The sequence below is a fragment of the Dyadobacter sp. LHD-138 genome (assembly GCF_030929615.1).
Taxonomy (GTDB): Bacteria; Bacteroidota; Bacteroidia; order Cytophagales; family Spirosomataceae; genus Dyadobacter.
The window spans coordinates 24709-42195 of sequence record NZ_JAVFVU010000018.1; the positions used below are offsets into that span (position 1 = coordinate 24709).

Annotated in this window: 12 protein-coding genes; 8 read left to right on the forward strand and 4 right to left on the reverse strand. The window is 44.5% G+C overall.

Annotated features, from left to right (window positions below; genetic code table 11):
* The first annotated feature begins 7 nt into the window (after window positions 1-7).
* The 5 genes from RB622_RS14935 (at window position 8) to RB622_RS14955 (ending at window position 8072) form a co-directional block, all read left to right on the forward strand.
* Window positions 8-1180, forward strand: a complete 1173-nt coding sequence (locus RB622_RS14935; RefSeq protein ID WP_308047370.1) for a glutathionylspermidine synthase family protein — start codon at window positions 8-10, stop codon at window positions 1178-1180.
* A 220-nt stretch (window positions 1181-1400) separates the two neighbouring features.
* Window positions 1401-1721: a DUF6660 family protein gene (locus RB622_RS14940; RefSeq protein WP_308047371.1), complete on the forward strand. Its 321-nt coding sequence runs from the start codon at window positions 1401-1403 to the stop codon at window positions 1719-1721.
* A 94-nt stretch (window positions 1722-1815) separates the two neighbouring features.
* Window positions 1816-6156, forward strand: coding sequence for a CusA/CzcA family heavy metal efflux RND transporter (locus RB622_RS14945; RefSeq protein WP_308047372.1), 4341 nt, complete (start codon window positions 1816-1818; stop codon window positions 6154-6156).
* Between the two features lie 6 nt (window positions 6157-6162).
* Entirely contained in the window at window positions 6163-7383 is a 1221-nt protein-coding gene (locus RB622_RS14950; protein WP_308047373.1) for an efflux RND transporter periplasmic adaptor subunit, read from the forward strand.
* 71 nt (window positions 7384-7454) lie between these two features.
* The gene (locus tag RB622_RS14955) at window positions 7455-8072 is read left to right on the forward strand and encodes a hypothetical protein (protein WP_308047374.1); all 618 of its coding nucleotides are present in this window, start codon (window positions 7455-7457) and stop codon (window positions 8070-8072) included.
* A 138-nt stretch (window positions 8073-8210) separates the two neighbouring features.
* On the opposite strand, the gene RB622_RS14960 is transcribed toward RB622_RS14955, so the two are convergent.
* From RB622_RS14960 to RB622_RS14970, 3 genes are all read right to left on the reverse strand, one after another.
* Entirely contained in the window at window positions 8211-9326 is a 1116-nt protein-coding gene (locus RB622_RS14960; protein WP_308047375.1) for a hypothetical protein, read from the reverse strand.
* A 181-nt stretch (window positions 9327-9507) separates the two neighbouring features.
* Window positions 9508-10455 (reverse strand): sugar phosphate isomerase/epimerase family protein, encoded by a 948-nt coding sequence (locus RB622_RS14965; protein ID WP_308047376.1) that lies wholly within the window; start codon window positions 10453-10455, stop codon window positions 9508-9510.
* A 6-nt stretch (window positions 10456-10461) separates the two neighbouring features.
* Window positions 10462-11736 carry a Gfo/Idh/MocA family protein gene (locus RB622_RS14970; RefSeq protein WP_409021503.1) on the reverse strand — a complete coding sequence of 425 codons (1275 nt, stop codon included), beginning with the start codon at window positions 11734-11736 and terminating at the stop codon, window positions 10462-10464.
* 274 nt (window positions 11737-12010) lie between these two features.
* Between RB622_RS14970 and RB622_RS14975 the strand changes: the two genes are divergently transcribed.
* Window positions 12011-13648 carry a Na+/H+ antiporter gene (locus RB622_RS14975; RefSeq protein ID WP_308047378.1) on the forward strand — a complete coding sequence of 546 codons (1638 nt, stop codon included), beginning with the start codon at window positions 12011-12013 and terminating at the stop codon, window positions 13646-13648.
* A gap of 63 nt (window positions 13649-13711) precedes the next feature.
* Here the strand turns inward: RB622_RS14975 and RB622_RS14980 are convergent, their stop codons facing one another.
* Entirely contained in the window at window positions 13712-15238 is a 1527-nt protein-coding gene (locus RB622_RS14980; RefSeq protein ID WP_308047379.1) for a S8 family serine peptidase, read from the reverse strand.
* 177 nt (window positions 15239-15415) lie between these two features.
* On the opposite strand from RB622_RS14980, the gene RB622_RS14985 reads away from it, so the two are divergent.
* Together RB622_RS14985 and RB622_RS14990 are read left to right on the forward strand one after the other, a co-directional pair.
* Window positions 15416-16705, forward strand: a complete 1290-nt coding sequence (locus RB622_RS14985; RefSeq protein ID WP_308047380.1) for an aminopeptidase P family protein — start codon at window positions 15416-15418, stop codon at window positions 16703-16705.
* 86 nt (window positions 16706-16791) lie between these two features.
* Complete coding sequence (locus RB622_RS14990) at window positions 16792-17421, forward strand: MgtC/SapB family protein (protein WP_308047381.1); 630 nt, start codon at window positions 16792-16794, stop codon at window positions 17419-17421.
* The last annotated feature ends 66 nt before the right edge of the window (window positions 17422-17487 follow it).

A 17487-nucleotide genomic window follows, 5' to 3' on the forward strand; every position in this document is an offset into this window, starting at 1 on the left:
AATACGTATGATCAAATTAAAATCCCTGCCGAATCCTCCGGAACAGGCGCTTCAAAAACTTGGATGGAACTGGATGCTGGGTACGGACACAACGCCTTACCTGGGAAAGGAAGCGGTTGTAATCAATGAAGAAACGGCCACAGAATACTATGAGGCGGCTGGTACATTGTATGATATGTTTGTCGAAGCCGGGCAATATGCGATCGATCAACAGCTTTTTGCTGAGATGGGAATTCCGGAAAACCTGGTTGAGCTTGTTAAACTTTCGTGGGAGGAAGACCGGAATGTACACCTGTACGGACGGTTCGATCTGGCGGGTGGCTTTGACGATCAGCCGGTAAAATTGATCGAATTTAATGCCGATACCGCTACCTGCCTGCCCGAAACGGCGGTGGTTCAGTGGGCGCATTTACGCACCAACGGCGAGGATGATTCGAAGCAGTTTAATACGCTTTATGAAACACTGGTCAGTCAGTTTCAGTATATAAAACTAGTGAATAATGACCTGACGCCGTCGATCCTTTTCTCTGCCATGCGTGATTACCCAGAAGATGACACCAATGTGAGCATTCTTTCCGAGGCAGCAAAAGAAGCAGGATTTGAAGTTGATTTTGCTTATATCGATGAAGTGGAATTTGCTCAGGAAGGGGTTTTTAAGCAGGATGCTTCCGGTTCGGGCAATTTTGTCCGTTTTGATTTTTGGTTCAAACTGGTTCCCTGGGAATACATTGGCGACGACGAACCTGAGCTGGCGGCCATGCTTACAGACATTGTCAGAAATCGTCGTGCGGTAATTTTGAACCCGGCGTATACTTTGCTGTTTCAGTCGAAATATATTTTAAAGGTATTGTGGGATTTGTATCCGTATCATCCGTTGCTGCTACAAACGGAGCGGCATCCGATCACGCATAAAAAGTCGGTTAGCAAGGTGCTTTTTGGCAGAGAGGGCGCCAATGTTTCGATTATGGAAAAGGGAGGCGAGGTTTTGGAAAAAGTCGAGGGAGACTACGATGCGCAAAAAAGAGTTTATCAGGAATACGTGGAATTTCCGGTCGATGGAGAAGGATTTTCTTATCAGGCCGGTGTGTTTTACGCAGGTGAACCCTGTGCATTAGGCTTTCGGCGCGGGGGAAAAATTCTTGATAACACCGCGCAGTTTGTGGGGCATATTGTTGAATAGCTGACCGACCGCTAAAAGTTGTATACCTTAAAGCCTGTCGCATGATAGGCTTTAATTCATTAGATCAGTTCCAACCGCTGATTTTCCAAAGTGACATTGAAATGGATGTCTGCATTTAAAGCTTTGAATACTTTTAAGATTGTGTCAATCGTCGCACTATTGGCATTGATTTCATTTTGGCAATAACTTTTTTTATTCTCAATTCCCTATCTTTGCCCCGATGAAAATATTCAAGCTCATATTAAGCCTTTACATTTTAACATTGTCGTGCTTTCCGTGCGGTGATGTGAAGGAATGTAATGGCCAGGAAGAGCTTAAAATTTCAGTGGCGTCGGAGCATAAGGCTCATGAGCATGTTACGGAAGCTTGTACACCTTTTTGTACATGCAGTTGCTGCGCAGCGTCAACGGTTTTTCAATACGCCACTGCGATGCTTGAAAAACCCAAAGTGGTTTTTGCTTCTTTGAAATTCCCGAATTATCAGGTTTTATCCCGTCCGGAAATTTCTTTCTCCATTTGGCAGCCGCCAAAGATTGCCTAATAACGTCTTGTTTTTTGGTTAAAATTAAGGTACTGGATCCACTGGGTTTGGCATCTGCATTTTATCCTATTCGTTATTTGCCAATCAAATTTTCATGTTAGATAAAATCATTCATTTCAGTATACATAACAAGTTTATTATCGGCTTGTGTATGTTGGCGCTGATCGGTGTGGGCAGCTATTCGCTTAGCAAACTGCCTATCGACGCCCTGCCTGATATTACCAATAATCAGGTGCAGATCATTACCACTTCCCCTACGCTTGCGACGCAGGAAGTGGAGCAATTTATCACATATCCGATTGAACTGGCTGTAAAACCTATTCCCAAAATTGTGGAGTTGCGGTCGATCAGCCGGTTTGGATTGAGTGTGGTTACCGTTGTTTTCGAAGAAAACGTAGATATATACTGGGCGCGGGCTCAAATTTCCGAGCGACTTAAGGAAGCTGAAAATACCATTCCGAAAGGTTTGGGGAATCCTGGACTGGCTCCGATCAGTACCGGGCTGGGAGAAATTTATCAGTATGTTGTTTTTCCGCAAAAAGGATTTGAAAAGAAATTTTCTGCCACCGACCTCAGGACCATTCAGGATTGGATTATTCGTCCCCAGCTAATCGGGACATCCGGCGTTGCCGAGGTTAATACGCTTGGCGGAAGTTTAAAACAATATGAAATCGCGATAGAACCCGATAAGCTGAAGGCGATGAATACCACCATCGCCGAGATACTGGATGCGCTGGAACTGAATAATGAGAATACCGGGGGCGCCTATATCGATAAGAAACCCTATGCTTATTTCATCCGCGGGATTGGTATGGTCAACGGTATTGATGCGATCAACAAGATTGTTGTCAAAACCAAGAACGAAATTCCGATCCTTATCCGTGACGTGGCTACGGTTCAAATCGGCAGCAGCATCCGTTATGGGGCCGTTACGAAAGATGGAAAGGGTGAGGAGGTAAGTGGGATGGTGATGATGCTGAAAGGTGAAAACAGTGCCGAAGTGGTGGCAAGTGTTAAGACCAGGATGGAGCAAATTAAAAAATCTTTGCCGGAAGGAGTTTCGATTGAGGCATTTGTAGATCGGACAAAACTGGTTAACAGGGCCATTGGAACCGTTGAGAAAAACCTGCTGGAAGGTGCGCTTATTGTCATTTTCGTCCTGATATTGCTGATTGGAAATCTTCGGGCTGGTTTGGTTGTGGCGTCGGTGATCCCTTTATCGCTGCTTTTTGCCGTAAGTATGATGCATTTGTTCGGGGTTTCCGGAAACCTGATGTCGTTGGGGGCGATTGATTTCGGGTTGATTGTGGACGGGGCCGTGATTATCGTTGAATCCATTATTCATCGTTTGCAGATCAGTACCAAGGGAAAACTGACCGCTGCCGAAATGGATCAGGAGATTTACGAGGCATCTGCAAAAATCCGGAGCAGTGCCGCTTTTGGTGAAATTATCATTCTGATCGTTTATCTGCCGATTCTGGCCTTGGTTGGTATCGAGGGGAAAATGTTCGGGCCTATGGCACAAACGGTTTCGTTTGCCATTCTGGGTGCATTTATTTTATCACTGACCTACATTCCGATGATGAGTGCGCTGGTTTTGAAAAAACAAACCGGACATAAGATCAATATCAGCGATAAAATCATGGATGCGTTCCAGCGCATTTACCAGCCTGTATTGGCCTGGTCACTGAAAATGAAGGGGCTTGTCGTATTAACAGCCGTTGCATTTCTGGTTGCTGCAGGTTTTGTTTTCAATTCGTTAGGAGGAGAATTTATCCCGACTTTGGACGAAGGCGATATTGCAACGCATTTGATTATTGCTTCGGGAAGTTCATTGTCACAGGAAATTGAAGCGACAACGAAGGCTGAACAGATATTAAAGGAGAAATTTCCGGAAGTAAAAATGATCGTAACCAAGATCGGAAGCGCCGAAATTCCCACGGATCCGATGCCGATGGAAGCGGGGGATATGATTATTATTTTAAAAGATAAAAGTGAATGGACATCAGCCAGGACTAAAGAAGAACTGATGGCTAAAATGGAAGAAGCGCTTGAAACGATCCCTGGCGTAACGACCGAATTTTCTCAGCCGATACAAATGCGGTTTAATGAGTTGATGACAGGCGTCCGAAGTGATGTGGCGATCAAGATTTTCGGAGAAGATATTGACAGACTGGTGAGTGCCGGTGATGATGTTTTGCAGCTTATTCAGGGAATTGAAGGCGTTACGGACGCAAAAGCCGAACGGGTTTCCGGATTGCCGCAGATCACCGTGCGTTATAACAAAGACAAACTTGCGCTTTACGGATTAAATGTCGGTGATCTTAATCAAGTCATCCGGACCGGTTTTGCAGGGGAAGTGGCCGGTGTGGTGTATGAAGGCGAAAAACGTTTTGATATGGTGGTGCGCCTTGCCATAGACCACAGACAGGATATTTCAAATCTTAAAACACTTTTTGTTTCTCTGCCTTCCGGCAGTCAGATTCCGTTGGAACAGGTGGCCGATATTAACTATGAGCCGGGGCCGATGCAGATTAGCAGGGAAGAAGGCAAGCGTAGAATCGTTGTCGGATTTAACGTCAGAAATAAGGATGTGAAGACGGTTATTGACGAAATTCAGGGGAAACTGGACACGAAACTCAAACTTCCGCCAGGTTATTATGTCACCTACGGAGGACAATTTGAAAACCTGATCAAAGCGAATAAACGGCTGGCTGTGGCAGTTCCTGTGGCGCTTTTACTAATTTTTGTACTGCTGTATTTTACTTTCCGCTCGGTCACTCAATCGCTGCTGATTTATACGGCCATCCCGTTTTCTGCCATTGGTGGCGTATTCGCATTGTGGATCCGGGATATGCCTTTCAGTATTTCCGCCGGTGTCGGTTTTATTGCCTTGTTTGGGGTTGCTGTTTTGAACGGGATTGTACTGATCGGTTATTTTAACCAACTCAAGGCCGAAGGTGTTTCCGATCTGATGGAACGTATCAAAGTTGGTACGCGTATCCGTTTACGACCTGTTATCATGACCGCATCCGTGGCATCCCTGGGTTTTCTGCCAATGGCTTTAAGTACAAGTGCCGGTGCCGAAGTTCAAAAACCGCTCGCGACGGTCGTGATCGGTGGGCTGATCAGCGCCACACTTTTGACCCTCATTGTTTTGCCGATTCTCTACTGGTATTTTGAGAAAGGCATCAAACCAGGTAAATCTTCGGTGGTGGCAGTACTGCTTCTGTTGCTATCCTTTTCGGCGGTTCATGCGCAGCCGGTGAAGACGTTGGACCTGCAACAGGCCATTGCACTGGGATTGAAAAATAACCAGCTGCTTTCGGCCGGCGAGCTTGAAATAATGATGCAATCCCAGCTAAAAGGTACTGCTTTTGATCTTCCTAAAACCAATATTGGCGGCGTGTTCGGGCAATACAATACGAAGGCATTTGACCAGAATTATGATATTTCCCAGAGTTTTAGTCCGTTCCAGTACAGCGCGCGCAGGGAAGTTCTCGACAGTAATCTCAAAGGCAGCCAGCTAAAACTGGATCAGTCGCGCAGAGAGATTATCCATGTGATCCGACAAAACTGGATTACGATCCTTTATCTGCATCAACTGAATGGTTTACTTGAAAAACAAAATCGTCTGCTGGGACAGTTTGTTAAGGCCGCCACTTTGCGGTTTGAAACCGGTGAAACAAATCTATTGGAAAAGACGACCGCTATAACGAGGCAAGAGGAGGTAGGTCAGAGAATGCGCCAAAATGAAAGTCTGATCAAAATCGAGAAATCAAAACTGAAGGTGCTGCTTAATCTGGATTCTGATTTCATAGTCAGTGATACTGTTTTCACAACACAGCCGATTACAGCGCTGCTGGATAGTACAGCAATCCGGCAAAATCCTGCTTTTCTTCAGGCCATGCAGCAGGTGGAAATGGCAAGAGCAGGTAAAAATCTTGAAAAGGCAATGCTGATGCCAGATTTTACAGCGGGATATTTTATCCAGTCCCTGACGGGAAATCAGGATATCAGCGGGCAGAACATCAACTACAATGGAATGCCCCGTTTTCAGGGTTTCAAGGCTGGTATTGCCATTCCGGTTTTTTCAAAGAGTCACAAATCCAAAATACAGGCTGCTGAAACAAATATTCAGGTGCAGCAGAAGAATGCTGATTATCTGCAATCGCAGCTGGAAAGTCAATATCATCAACAGTTAACGCAGCTTTATACGTCCCAGTCGCTCGTGGATTATTACCGCGCTTCGGCTATACCGAATGCGCAAACGATTTTTTCCAATGCTGCCAGGGGGTATGAGAGCGGTGAAATTTCATATGTGGAATATCTTCAGGGCGTTCAGACGGCTTTGGATATAGAAATGAATTATCTGCGGGCGGTGGCTGATTTTAACCAGGCATTTGCCGGCCTGCAATACGTATTAAACCAATAGGAAATCATGAACACGAAAAAGATCATATATTTAAGTTTTATGCTGGGGCTGTTCATTTTTGCGAGCGTATTATCCTGCAAAAGGTCGGAGGAAGCGGATGGGGAACACGAAGAAAAACCTGTTGCGGAAAAGGCACATGAGGAACCTAAAAATAAGGAAGTAGAGCTCACGGAGGCACAGTACAATGCATCGGATATTGTTCTGGGTACTTTCGACCGGAAAAATCTGAGCGAAGTGATCAATGCAAACGGTTATACAAAACTGCCGCCCCAGAATCAGGCTGATGTGTCGGTATTTATGGCTGGAATCGTGAAATCCATTAAGGTGATCGAAGGTCAGCGCGTAAATGCGGGTCAAACGATTGCAACACTGGAAAGTCCGGAATTTACCAAGCTTCAGGAGGCCTATCTGACGTCGGAAAGTAATCTGGAATTTTTAAGTGCCGAATTTGAAAGACAAAAAACATTATCAGAGGAGAATGTAAACGCAAAAAAAGCGTTTCAGAAAATAAAATCTGACTACGAAACGGAAAAGGTAAAGTACAGCTCGCTGAAAAAACAATTGGACCTTTTGCATATCAGCGGTTCTGGGGCCGGCAATATTTCGTCGACAGTTTCAGTCACGGCGCCGATATCCGGGTATATCACCGAGGTTAATATTAAAATTGGCAGTAATGTACAGCCCGGCAGTGCACTTTTCAGTATTGTTGACAATAGTAAAATGCATGTGGATTTACTGGTTTATGAAAAGGACCTGCAAAAAGTAAAACCGAATCAGACGGTACGATTTGTTCTCACGAATCAGGACAATGCCGAAATTCAGGGGAAAATATTCAGCGTCGGTAAAGCATTTGAAAATGAGACCAAGTCTGTGGCCGTCCACGCAGATATCCTGAATGACAAACAAATCCTGATTCCGGGCATGTATGTCAATGCTTTAATTGATATTGGGAAGAACGAAGTAAACGCTTTGCCCGTGGATGCTGTTATCAAAGCCGATGGCAGGGAATTTATCTTCATTCTGGAAGCGGAACATGCAGAGAAAGGTAAGGTGAAGTTATTCCATTTTCAGCGCGTTGAGGTAAAATCGGGTACTACCCAGCTGGGGTATACTCAGGTTACGCCATTGCAGGATCTTGAAAAAGATGCCCGGATTGTGCTGAAAGGGTCTTATTACATTCAAAGTCATTTATTGAAAAGTGAAGGCGGCGGCGGACACGCACATTAAGCGTGCACCGTTTAGCCAGATTATCTTGCGAAGAATAACGGAATTTTTCGCTTCATTATTTATTAAAAACTATGTATAGTATCATCACGGCCACGATATTACTTGGAATGGTTCATGCGTTGATTCCCAATCATTGGCTGCCGCTGGTGGCCGTAGCGAAGGCAGAAAAGTGGGAGCGGACGGACTTACTGAGTGTTGCATTTATTATTTCTTTGGCACACGTAGCGGGAACAGTTGCGTTGGGAATCGTTCTTGGCATTATCGGGACCAGACTGGCCGATCAATACAGCGATTTTGTTGACATTATCGCACCTGTGCTGCTGATCATTTTTGGGCTGATTTATTTTTCGGTTAATCTGCCTCACCACCACCATGGAACGGGCGAGGATATTGAACAGTACAAAAAATCGAGGACGCGCTGGATTCTGATTTTTGTGATGATGATGTTTCTCTCGCCCTGCCTGGAAGTAGAAAGTCTTTTCCTTTCGGCCGGTGCGTTTGGCGTAAAAAACGTGTTATTGCTGGCGCTGGTTTATGCCGTTACAAGCATTGCCGGTATTGTCGGATTGGTGATGCTGGCCTTTAAAGGGATACACCTTGTGGATACTGATTTCATTGAGCACAATGAAAAACGGATCACCGGGGTTATTTTAATACTGGTGGGTATTGTGACATTTTTCATTCACTGACAAGCGGAATGCGCTGGGTGGCGTCTAATGTTGTTAAGTAAACATAAAAAAAGCTGTCTCAAAATTTATTGGGACAGCTTTTTTGTGTTTAAAAATATAGTTCACGGAGGTAACCGTGCACTGAAATTTTTCGCGTAATCAAAACTTGAATGCGATGCCTGCATTTACGGAATAATCGGCAAAAGCCGCGTCGCCACGTGTGTAGGTACCGGTTTTAACGGTATTCTCTTTATCGGTAACACTTTGTGTTCTGTTCCGCACGAAAGCAACCGGAACAGTTACAAAAATGCTGTATTTATTGGTCGAGTAATTGATCGCCGGTTCAACACTCCACACATAACCGGGGCGACGAAAATCACCGCTTCCACCAATGATGTCATGAACAGGAACGCCTTCCAGGCGCACACCAGCTGCTACTGACAAACCATGGGCTACGTTGTTCATTGCATAACTGAATCCACCGCGGACCATGTACTGATCGGGCACACTCATGATCGCTTCGTTTGCAAGACGCGGTGTTAACGTTTCGCGATAGGTACGAACGCCGTTTTGTTCTCTTGGATTGCTGAGGTAATACAGGTTTGCGTACACCCCAAAATTGTGCGAGATATTATAATACGTATTGGCTTCAATGGTAAATCCGGTGCCGCCGTCGCCCAATTGAATCGATTGGTCAACGGTACGAAGTTCCTTCGCTCCATTTGTTCCAACATTGTACCAATAGTCCTGATAGTCATAATCTCCCGTAGGTAATTTGATTCCGAGACCCAGCTGGATATTTCCACGGGTATTTTTTTTCGGATCCAGCAACCAGCGATAGGCGGCGATCCGCATGTCGCCGATACCGAAAGAATGCATGCTGTGGCGTTGGTTGAATTTGTTAGCGCCGTTGATCAGGCCATGTTCATATAGGGAAGAACGGGCGTTGGAAATCACCGGTAGGTCGAGCATCAAAGACCAGCGGTCATTCAGGATGCGGGTTAAGTTGAAATCAACGGAAACCGTGTGGTTGATTACTTCGGTTTGCTGTTTAAGGCGATCTTTGTTTTCTTCTGTTCCTGAATAATGGCGAAACGATTTGAAGTAACGCGCATTGGTTGCAAACACCCATTTGTTGTGGTCTGTACTGTCCGGATGGGCGAGCATGCAGGCATTTCCCGTGCTGCGAATGGCCACACAGCCCTGAGCCTGAGTTTTGTAAGAAAATAGAAGCGAACATAACGAAACGCCGAGTAGGTAAAAATGTTTATTCATATAATTACTGATAAATTTATTTGTCACAAGTAAGAAAATAAATTCGATGTTTTAATTTTATTTTTTTCAAAATCGGGATACCAGTTCGTCATATCCTGACGAGGGTATTTTTCTTAACGGCTAAATAAAAAGCAACCGCGAGATAATCCCGCGGTTGCCCAATATCATTTTACAGATCGTATTATGCTGCAAAAATCTTATCCATAAAATCTTTGATCGTCTGTAATCTTTTACGATCACCACCGGAAACCTCCGCAGATGCCCAACCGGAATAGCCAATTTTTTGCAATGCTTTGTTTACTTCCGGCCAGTTGCAGTCACCATCAAAAAATTCTACGTCAAATCCTTTCCACAGACCCAGGTCATTCTGCTTTTTGAAGCTGAATTCTTTAAGGTCAATTTTCAGGATACGCTTGTCGAGTGCTTCAATCCAGGACACAGGCCAGCCATAACGAAGTACATTACCAACGTCAAAATACCAGCCGATCATCGGATGTTTGAAATCGTCAACATATTTGGCAGCTTCCAACGGACTGATCAAAAATTGGTTCCAAACGTTTTCCAGCGCAATTTTTACACCTGTTTTTTCAGCAACAGGAAGTAATTTTTTAAGCTCGGCACGTGAACGTTCGTAAGCTTCTGCATAGGAAACCTGTGCATTGACTACGCCCGGCACCACCAAAACCGTTGTTCCGCCGTATTGTTTGGTATCCCAAAGTGCTTTTTCAATGGATTTTACACATTCTTCCCGTTTCTTAGGATCCGGATCAGACAATGGCAATTTCCAGTGCATGGAGTTTACTGTACCCGGAAGTTCCAGTCCCGTTTTGTCGCGGGCAGCCAAAACTTCTTTCATATCCAGTTTATCAGGTGAATCCAGCTCAACGCCATCATAACCGATATCTTTCAGCATTTTGAATTTGTCCATGATAGACAAATCTTCTTTTACCATGCCCCATTTCAAGCTTTTCTTGATCATAGGTCTGGCAAGAGGCGCAACAATATTTCCGAGTTCAGTCTGCACAGGTGATGCTGCCATCACTTCTGTCATGGAACCGATACCCATAGCCACACCTGTCGTAGCCGCCGTTGCAAAAGCGGTATTTTTAAGAAATTCTCTTCTTTGCATACCGGATTATGAGAATGAAGTGATACCAGGTCTTGCTACTTCAACGATCGGAGGCTTCATGTCAAAGCTGAAATCAGCAGAGCTTAAGTTTTGAGGCCCCAGTTTTTCCGTCGAGTTCATTGCATCTTCCCAGGTAACTCTCTTTCCTGTATAAGCAGCCATTCTTCCCATGATAGCCAAAAGCGTACTATGCGCCATGAATTCGCCATCATTCAAAGGTTTACCCTTACGGATCGAAGCGAACAATTCGTCATGCTCCGTCTGATACATGTCATTTTGTTTTCCTTCGTATTTCCATGGATTCTGACCGTAAATTTCGTGTACGTTACGTGCACAGTTTACCATCGCTCTTCCTTTAGTACCGATCGTTTCAACCAGATAGCTGTTTTCACAGTTGGCTTGTTGTCTTGAATGGTGGAAACCTTTTGCACCGTTTTCGTATTCGTACGTTACTGCGAAGTGGTCGAAAATATTACCGAAAAGCTCCTCAGTTCTTACCTGGCGTCCGCCGGTTCCAACTGCCGAGATTGGCAATTTTCCACCCATCGCCCATGACATCATGTCGATACTGTGCACAGCCTGTTCTACGATGTGGTCACCGGCAAGCCATGTATAATAAGTCCAGTTACGCAAAACATATTGCGCATCTGTCCAGCCCTGTACACGTGGGAAAGACCATAGTGTACCGGTATCATAAGTATTATAAACTGCTGAAATATCACCAACGGCTCCGTCAAGGATCTTTCCAAAGCTCGCACGTTTTGGTTCATGGTATCTCCAGCAGAAACCTGACATCAGCGAAAGGTTTTTCTGTTTTGCCAATTTAGCAGCGTCCAATACTTTACGTACACCTGGCGCGTCAACAGCAACCGGTTTTTCACAGAAAACGTGTTTACCTGCGTTAATAGCCGCTGTTAAATGCTCCGGACGGAAATGCGGAGGCGTTGCAAGAAGTACAACGTCAACGCCGGAATCAAGAACTTTTTTGAAAGCATCAAAACCAACAAATTTATGGCCTTCGTCAACCTTCACCTTTGCACCATGTACTTTCGTCAGGTTTTCAAATGAAGAGTCTAATTTATCTTTGAAGATATCGCCCATCGCATGAAGGACAACGTTTGGATCTGATTTAAGTGCTTGATTAGCAGCCCCTGACCCCCGTCCTCCGCAACCAATTAAGCCAATCTTTAGTGTGTCACTGTTGACACCAGCATAGGCGCGGTTTGGGTTAATAATTGCGATTGTCGGCAAAGCACTACCTGCCAGTGCCACACCTGCCATTTTTAAAACATCTCGACGAGAAGCATTCATTTTTATAAGGGATTAGGTTTGATAATAAATTTACTTAAAATCCAGAAGCGACACTAATGCTTTCCCAATTCTATGCAAAGGTTTAAAGTTAAATAAATCTGCCAATTGTTTTGCTAATTATCTTCAAAAAATAGTCAAAAAGTATTGATGCTTCTCAAATTTTGTCGTGCATCGAATGCTTTTCAAAAGGTTTTAATTCTGTAATATTACGGGCTTCTTTTACTTTTAATACCTAGAAACGCTAATGAAAGCATCCATTTGGCTTATGGCTCAGGATAACATCCAGGATAATTTATTAATTGTTATCTCGCTCCTTTTTGTTGTTTCCATGCTTACCATGCTGAGCGAAAAATTGCGGATATCCTATCCGATTTTTTTAGTTATCGCCGGTTTGCTGATCAGTTTTATTCCCGGGATTCCACATATTGGTCTTGAACCCGACTGGGTTTTCCTGCTATTTCTTCCTCCACTTTTATATTTCGCGGCCTGGAATACGTCCTGGAAAGATTTTTGGGGACTTAAACGGCCGATCGGGCTTCTGGCGATTGGATTGGTTGTGATGACGGCAACGGCTGTTGCGTTTCTTTCCAATGCCATGATACCGGATTTTACACTGGCCATGGGTTTTGTTTTAGGTGGGATTATTTCTCCGCCTGACGCTGTGGCGGCAACATCGGTTTTACAGGGGTTGAAAATTCCGAAACGGGTTGTAACCATTCTGGAAGGGGAGAGTCTGGTCAATGATGCGTCCTCGCTGATCGTTTTCCGGGTTGCGCTGACTACCGTATTGACGGGACAATTTGTTTTCTGGAAAGCCGGGGTTGATTTTTTTGTCGTAGCGATCATGGGGGTTCTCATTGGGCTGGCCATTGCCCATGTGTTGTACCTGGTTCACCGGTTTTTCCCCACCACTTCCAGTATTGATACGGCCTTAACCTTTATCAGCCCCTATTTAATGTACATCGGTGCTGAACATTTTCACTATTCAGGTGTTTTGGCAACGGTAAGCGGCGGGTTATTTCTCAGTTATCGTTCGCATGAAATACTTACCTACAATTCCCGGATGCAGTCGCGTTATGTTTGGGAAACTGTTGTGTTTCTTTTGAATGGTATCGTCTTCATTCTGATTGGTTTACAATTGCCGGAAATCATCAACGGCCTTGGCCAGAATTCAATTGGTTCGGCCATTACCTATGCGGTCGTGATCAGTATCGTAACCATTTTAATCCGTATTTTCTGGGTTTTCCCAAGTACTTATCTGCCACGTATTTTAAGTAAACGTATCCGTGAAAGTGAGCCTCGAGTTAGCTGGAGACCGGTTTTTATTGTGGCATGGAGCGGGATGCGTGGTGTGGTTTCTTTGGCGTCGGGCTTGGCGGTGCCATTAACTTTAACCGATACGACGACGGCATTTCCACAACGGAACATGATCCTTTTTATCACGTTTGTTGTCATACTGTTTACACTGGTTTTGCAGGGTTTAAGTTTGCCTTTTTTGATCAAATGGCTGAAAATTAGTGATGATGGCGGCGATACCGAAGAGCAGGAAGTGGCTGTTCGCCTTCGTCTGGCAACGGCGAGCCTGGACCATATGCAGTCGATGTATAGCGATGAAGTTGAGGCCATAGACGCTTTCAGCCGCCTCCGCGACCGCTATGAACGTATGATTGAGAATGCCAACGGGAAGCTTCTGGAGAAAGAAACGAAAAGTTCAAGTGCTGATTTTCTGCCCAAGTACCGGAGTATGCTGGTTGAAATTGTTTACATCAAGCGCGAAGAGCTTCAAAAGTTAAGACGGGAGCGCATTTATTCCGATGAGATATTAAGGGCCAGGGAGAGAGAGCTGGATCTGGAAGAGGCGCGTTTGCGTGATTCACCCTGAAATGAAAAGCCTTCAAAATCGACATTTTGAAGGCTTTTTTAGCGTATTGGAATCAGGTTATTATTAATTCCACTGGACTTCCACGGCGTAATCTTTCAAATCAATTGTCGTGAAATGTTCGCCATTTTGTCGTCTTAACGATATTTTGCCATTTTGAACTTTTGCAGTTTGCTGTGACAATACGTCCTTGCTATTTTTCTTTCTGTAAATGGCCACGAGGTTTTCATCCGTCGTAACATCCACCTCGCAGTTACGACCTTTGGCCGTGATCAGCTTTGAATAATTTGGAAGGTATGGTGCTTTGGCCAGTGCCAGTGCACGAGAAGCCAGTGGCACGCCGTAGCCCACAAAATTATTTCCGTAAGGATATAAATGTGCCGATTTTTCGATCAGCTCAATCAGTTCTTTGTTGTTAAGTTTTGGATTTGCCTGCATCAGACAAGCCGCAAAACCGGTGATAACGGGTGCGGAAAGCGATGTCCCGTACAGGGAAAAACAGGAAACGTTGGGCTTGACATAGGATAAAAATTCGGGTCCGACACTGCTGTAACCGATCCGGTTCCATAGTTTTGCATTGGTTGCGCCAATGGAAAGCACACCCTGGGCATCAGCAGGAGCAGAGATAATGCCCCAGCTCTTGTCCTCGCCTTCGTTACCGGCGGAAACAACGATCATGATTCCTTTTCTATCGGAGGCGATTTGCGCAGCACGGGTAATTGCACTGGTTTTTCCGTCCATTTGGGAGGGTTTGTAGTTTTCTTTCGGGTCAGAGAAGCCTTTGGCATAACCCAGTGAAGTATTGATCAAACGAACGCCAAGGCTGTCCATCCACTCCATTGCGGCGATCCAGTTATCTTCCTCGCCACGCCATTCACGCAGGGAATAATCGGTACGCGCCAGATAAAATTTGGAATTTAATGCCAAACCGTACTGCATCTGATCCTGGTTGTCAATCCCCGAAATGGCAGATAATACCTCCGTTCCATGCATATCCGAAAATGACTCGGCCGTGCTGAAAAGCATATTGCCTGGTCTGCCCGGTTTTACATAGTCATGAATGCCTAAAATTCTTTTGTTAGCAAAAATATGCTGAAGTGCGAGTGAAGAATCAGCTCCGTAAAAACCCGCGTCAATAACGCCGATTGTAACATCTTTTCCATTAATACCGGCTTTTTGGAACGCATTGGCCTGAACCTGCGACATCACCTGCGCCATCTGCGCTTTCTCGGTCGGCCTGGTTTGTGCAATGAAAAAACCTGAGGTCATCGGAATTACTTCCTTAACGAAATTCAGCTGGCGAACCTTTTCCGCCTGGTCATAATTCATTACCGCAGAAACTGCATTGAGCCATTTGGAGCGGTTGACGATGTTTACCGAATTTTCCTTAAGTTGTTTCTGGTAATCTTCACGAACGGGCAGGTCGGTGTCATCTGAGGAAGGATTGCCAAATTTCTGACGGTTTTCCAGCGTTGTCTGTGAAACGGCGGGGGCATTGGATGAATTTTTATCTTTCAGATATATCCAGTACTTAGGCTGCGCAGAAAGCAAGGCGGGGATACATAAAAACGCCAGTAAAAAAAATCGCTTCATCGAATATTTAAAATTTGGTAGGAATCCTGCTTTTGAAACTACTTAATAATTTTGTGTTCAGAAAATCGTAGACTTTCTGAACTTTCTAACGTACAACTTCCCTTCTTTATGATATAATATTAAAGAAGTAAAACGTAATTTTACAAATTTAATTACCAGTTACAAAACTTAGATTTTATGCGTTATTCGTCCATAGATAAAAATCTCTTTGTTGAAAACCGACGCCGGCTTGCCGGTTTGCTGACACTCAAATCATTGGCTATTTTAAATTCCAACGATATTATGCCGACGAATGCGGACGGTTCAATGGGTTTTTGTCAGAACACGGACCTTTTTTATTTAACGGGCGTTGATCAGGAAGAAACAATATTATTAATCTCTCCACAGCACCCGGATGAGAAGCTCAGAGAGGTATTGTTTGTCCGTGAAACCAACGAGCTGATTGCGGTGTGGGAGGGTGAAAAGTTATCCAAAGAACAAGCGCGTGACGTTTCCGGTATTCAGACGGTTTACTGGACGCACCAATACGAAACGGTTTTCCGAAACATCGTTTTTGAGGCCGAAAATGTATATCTCAATACCAATGAACACACCCGGAACGACTCACCGGTGATCACCCGCGACACACGTTTTATTGCAGATTTCAAAGAAAAGTATCCACTGCACCAACTAGCGAGACTAGCACCGCTGATGCACCAGCTCCGGGCGGTGAAGCAGCCTCAGGAAATTGCTTTGATGCAAAAGGCCTGCGATATTACAAAACTGGGCTTCGAACGGTTGCTCAAATTTGTAAAACCCGGCGTGCAGGAATTTGAGATTGAAGCCGAATTACTGCATGAATTTGTCAGAAACCGTTCCAGAGGATTTGCTTACCAGCCCATTATAGCGTCCGGAGCCAATGCCTGCGTATTGCACTATATCCAGAATGACAAACCTTGTCAGGATGGTGATGTGATATTGCTGGATGTAGCAGCCGAATATGCCAATTATGGCTCGGATCTTTCCAGGAGTATTCCCGTGAATGGCCGTTTTACAAAAAGGCAGCGGGACGTTTATGATGCTGTCCTGAGGGTTTTTAAAGCATCCAAAAGCATGTTGGTGACCGGTGGTCTTTGGGATGAATATCATGTGGAAGTGGGCAAGATCATGGAAAGTGAGTTGCTGGGGCTGGGTTTAATTACCAAACATGATATTGAAAAACAGGATCCGGAGTTACCCGCGTACAAGAAGTATTTTCCGCATGGAAATTCTCATTTCCTCGGGCTTGATATCCACGATGTAGGCAATAAGTATCGCCGCTTTGAGCCGGGTATGGTGTTTACCTGCGAACCGGGAATTTATATTCGTGAAGAAGGGTTGGGGATAAGACTGGAAAATAATATTCTGATCACCGCAGATGGCAATATTGACCTGATGGGACACATACCGATCGAAGCCGAAGAAATTGAAGAATTGATGAATACGTAATAATATTTAAATTTGAAGGTTATTAGAGCCGGGAGATTTTATACTCTTCCGGCTTTTCATTCAATAAATGCATGATTTAATAGCTGATGGAATTTCATACCGAAGACCTTTACAAGCTGCTTTTTTCTTTTCTTCTCGGGGCCATTATTGGTGCCGAAAGAGAATATCGTAGCAAGTCTGCCGGGTTGAGGACGATGATTTTAATTGCAGTCGGTTCCACACTTTTCACGCTGGTATCCGTCAGGATGAGTGGAGACGCCGGGCGTATTGCAGCCAATATTGTAACGGGGATAGGGTTCATTGGCGCAGGAATTATATTCCGTGAGAACAACCGGGTGGTAGGGATTACAACGGCTGCGATTGTCTGGGTAACGGCAGCGTTGGGCATGTCCATTGGCGCGGGATATTATTTGGTTGCACTGTACTCATTTTTAATAGCGGGAATGTCTCTTGTCGTATTGACACCCATTCAGCAGTGGATCCGCAACAAGAATCAGATCAAGAGCTACCGGTTGATGTGCATTTATCAGAAAAGAACATTAAAAGATTATGAAGGACTTTTCAAGAGTTTTGGGCTGACCGTTTTAGGCGCAGAGCAGAATCGTTCCGGAAGTCATATTACGGGTAGTTGGTTGTTACAGGGATCTCAGGAAATGCACGGAAAATTAACCGAGTATCTTTTGGAGGATAAAGATATTGTAGAATTTGATTTTTAGTAACTATTGGTTGCTGAATTGAAGTGTATTTTTAATGCCCGTATATAAAGTGATATAAATCAGGAA

Coding starts and splice junctions, on each gene's coding strand:
- RB622_RS14945 (WP_308047372.1), top strand. CDS start 1,816: ATGTTAGATAAAATCATTCATTTCAGTATACATAACAAGTTTATTATC.
- RB622_RS14970 (WP_409021503.1), bottom strand. CDS start 11,736: ATGGCAGGTGTGGCACTGGCAGGTAGTGCTTTGCCGACAATCGCAATT.
- RB622_RS14975 (WP_308047378.1), top strand. CDS start 12,011: ATGAAAGCATCCATTTGGCTTATGGCTCAGGATAACATCCAGGATAAT.
- RB622_RS14985 (WP_308047380.1), top strand. CDS start 15,416: ATGCGTTATTCGTCCATAGATAAAAATCTCTTTGTTGAAAACCGACGC.
- RB622_RS14980 (WP_308047379.1), bottom strand. CDS start 15,238: ATGAAGCGATTTTTTTTACTGGCGTTTTTATGTATCCCCGCCTTGCTT.
- RB622_RS14935 (WP_308047370.1), top strand. CDS start 8: ATGATCAAATTAAAATCCCTGCCGAATCCTCCGGAACAGGCGCTTCAA.
- RB622_RS14950 (WP_308047373.1), top strand. CDS start 6,163: ATGAACACGAAAAAGATCATATATTTAAGTTTTATGCTGGGGCTGTTC.
- RB622_RS14960 (WP_308047375.1), bottom strand. CDS start 9,326: ATGAATAAACATTTTTACCTACTCGGCGTTTCGTTATGTTCGCTTCTA.
- RB622_RS14990 (WP_308047381.1), top strand. CDS start 16,792: ATGGAATTTCATACCGAAGACCTTTACAAGCTGCTTTTTTCTTTTCTT.
- RB622_RS14940 (WP_308047371.1), top strand. CDS start 1,401: ATGAAAATATTCAAGCTCATATTAAGCCTTTACATTTTAACATTGTCG.
- RB622_RS14955 (WP_308047374.1), top strand. CDS start 7,455: ATGTATAGTATCATCACGGCCACGATATTACTTGGAATGGTTCATGCG.
- RB622_RS14965 (WP_308047376.1), bottom strand. CDS start 10,455: ATGCAAAGAAGAGAATTTCTTAAAAATACCGCTTTTGCAACGGCGGCT.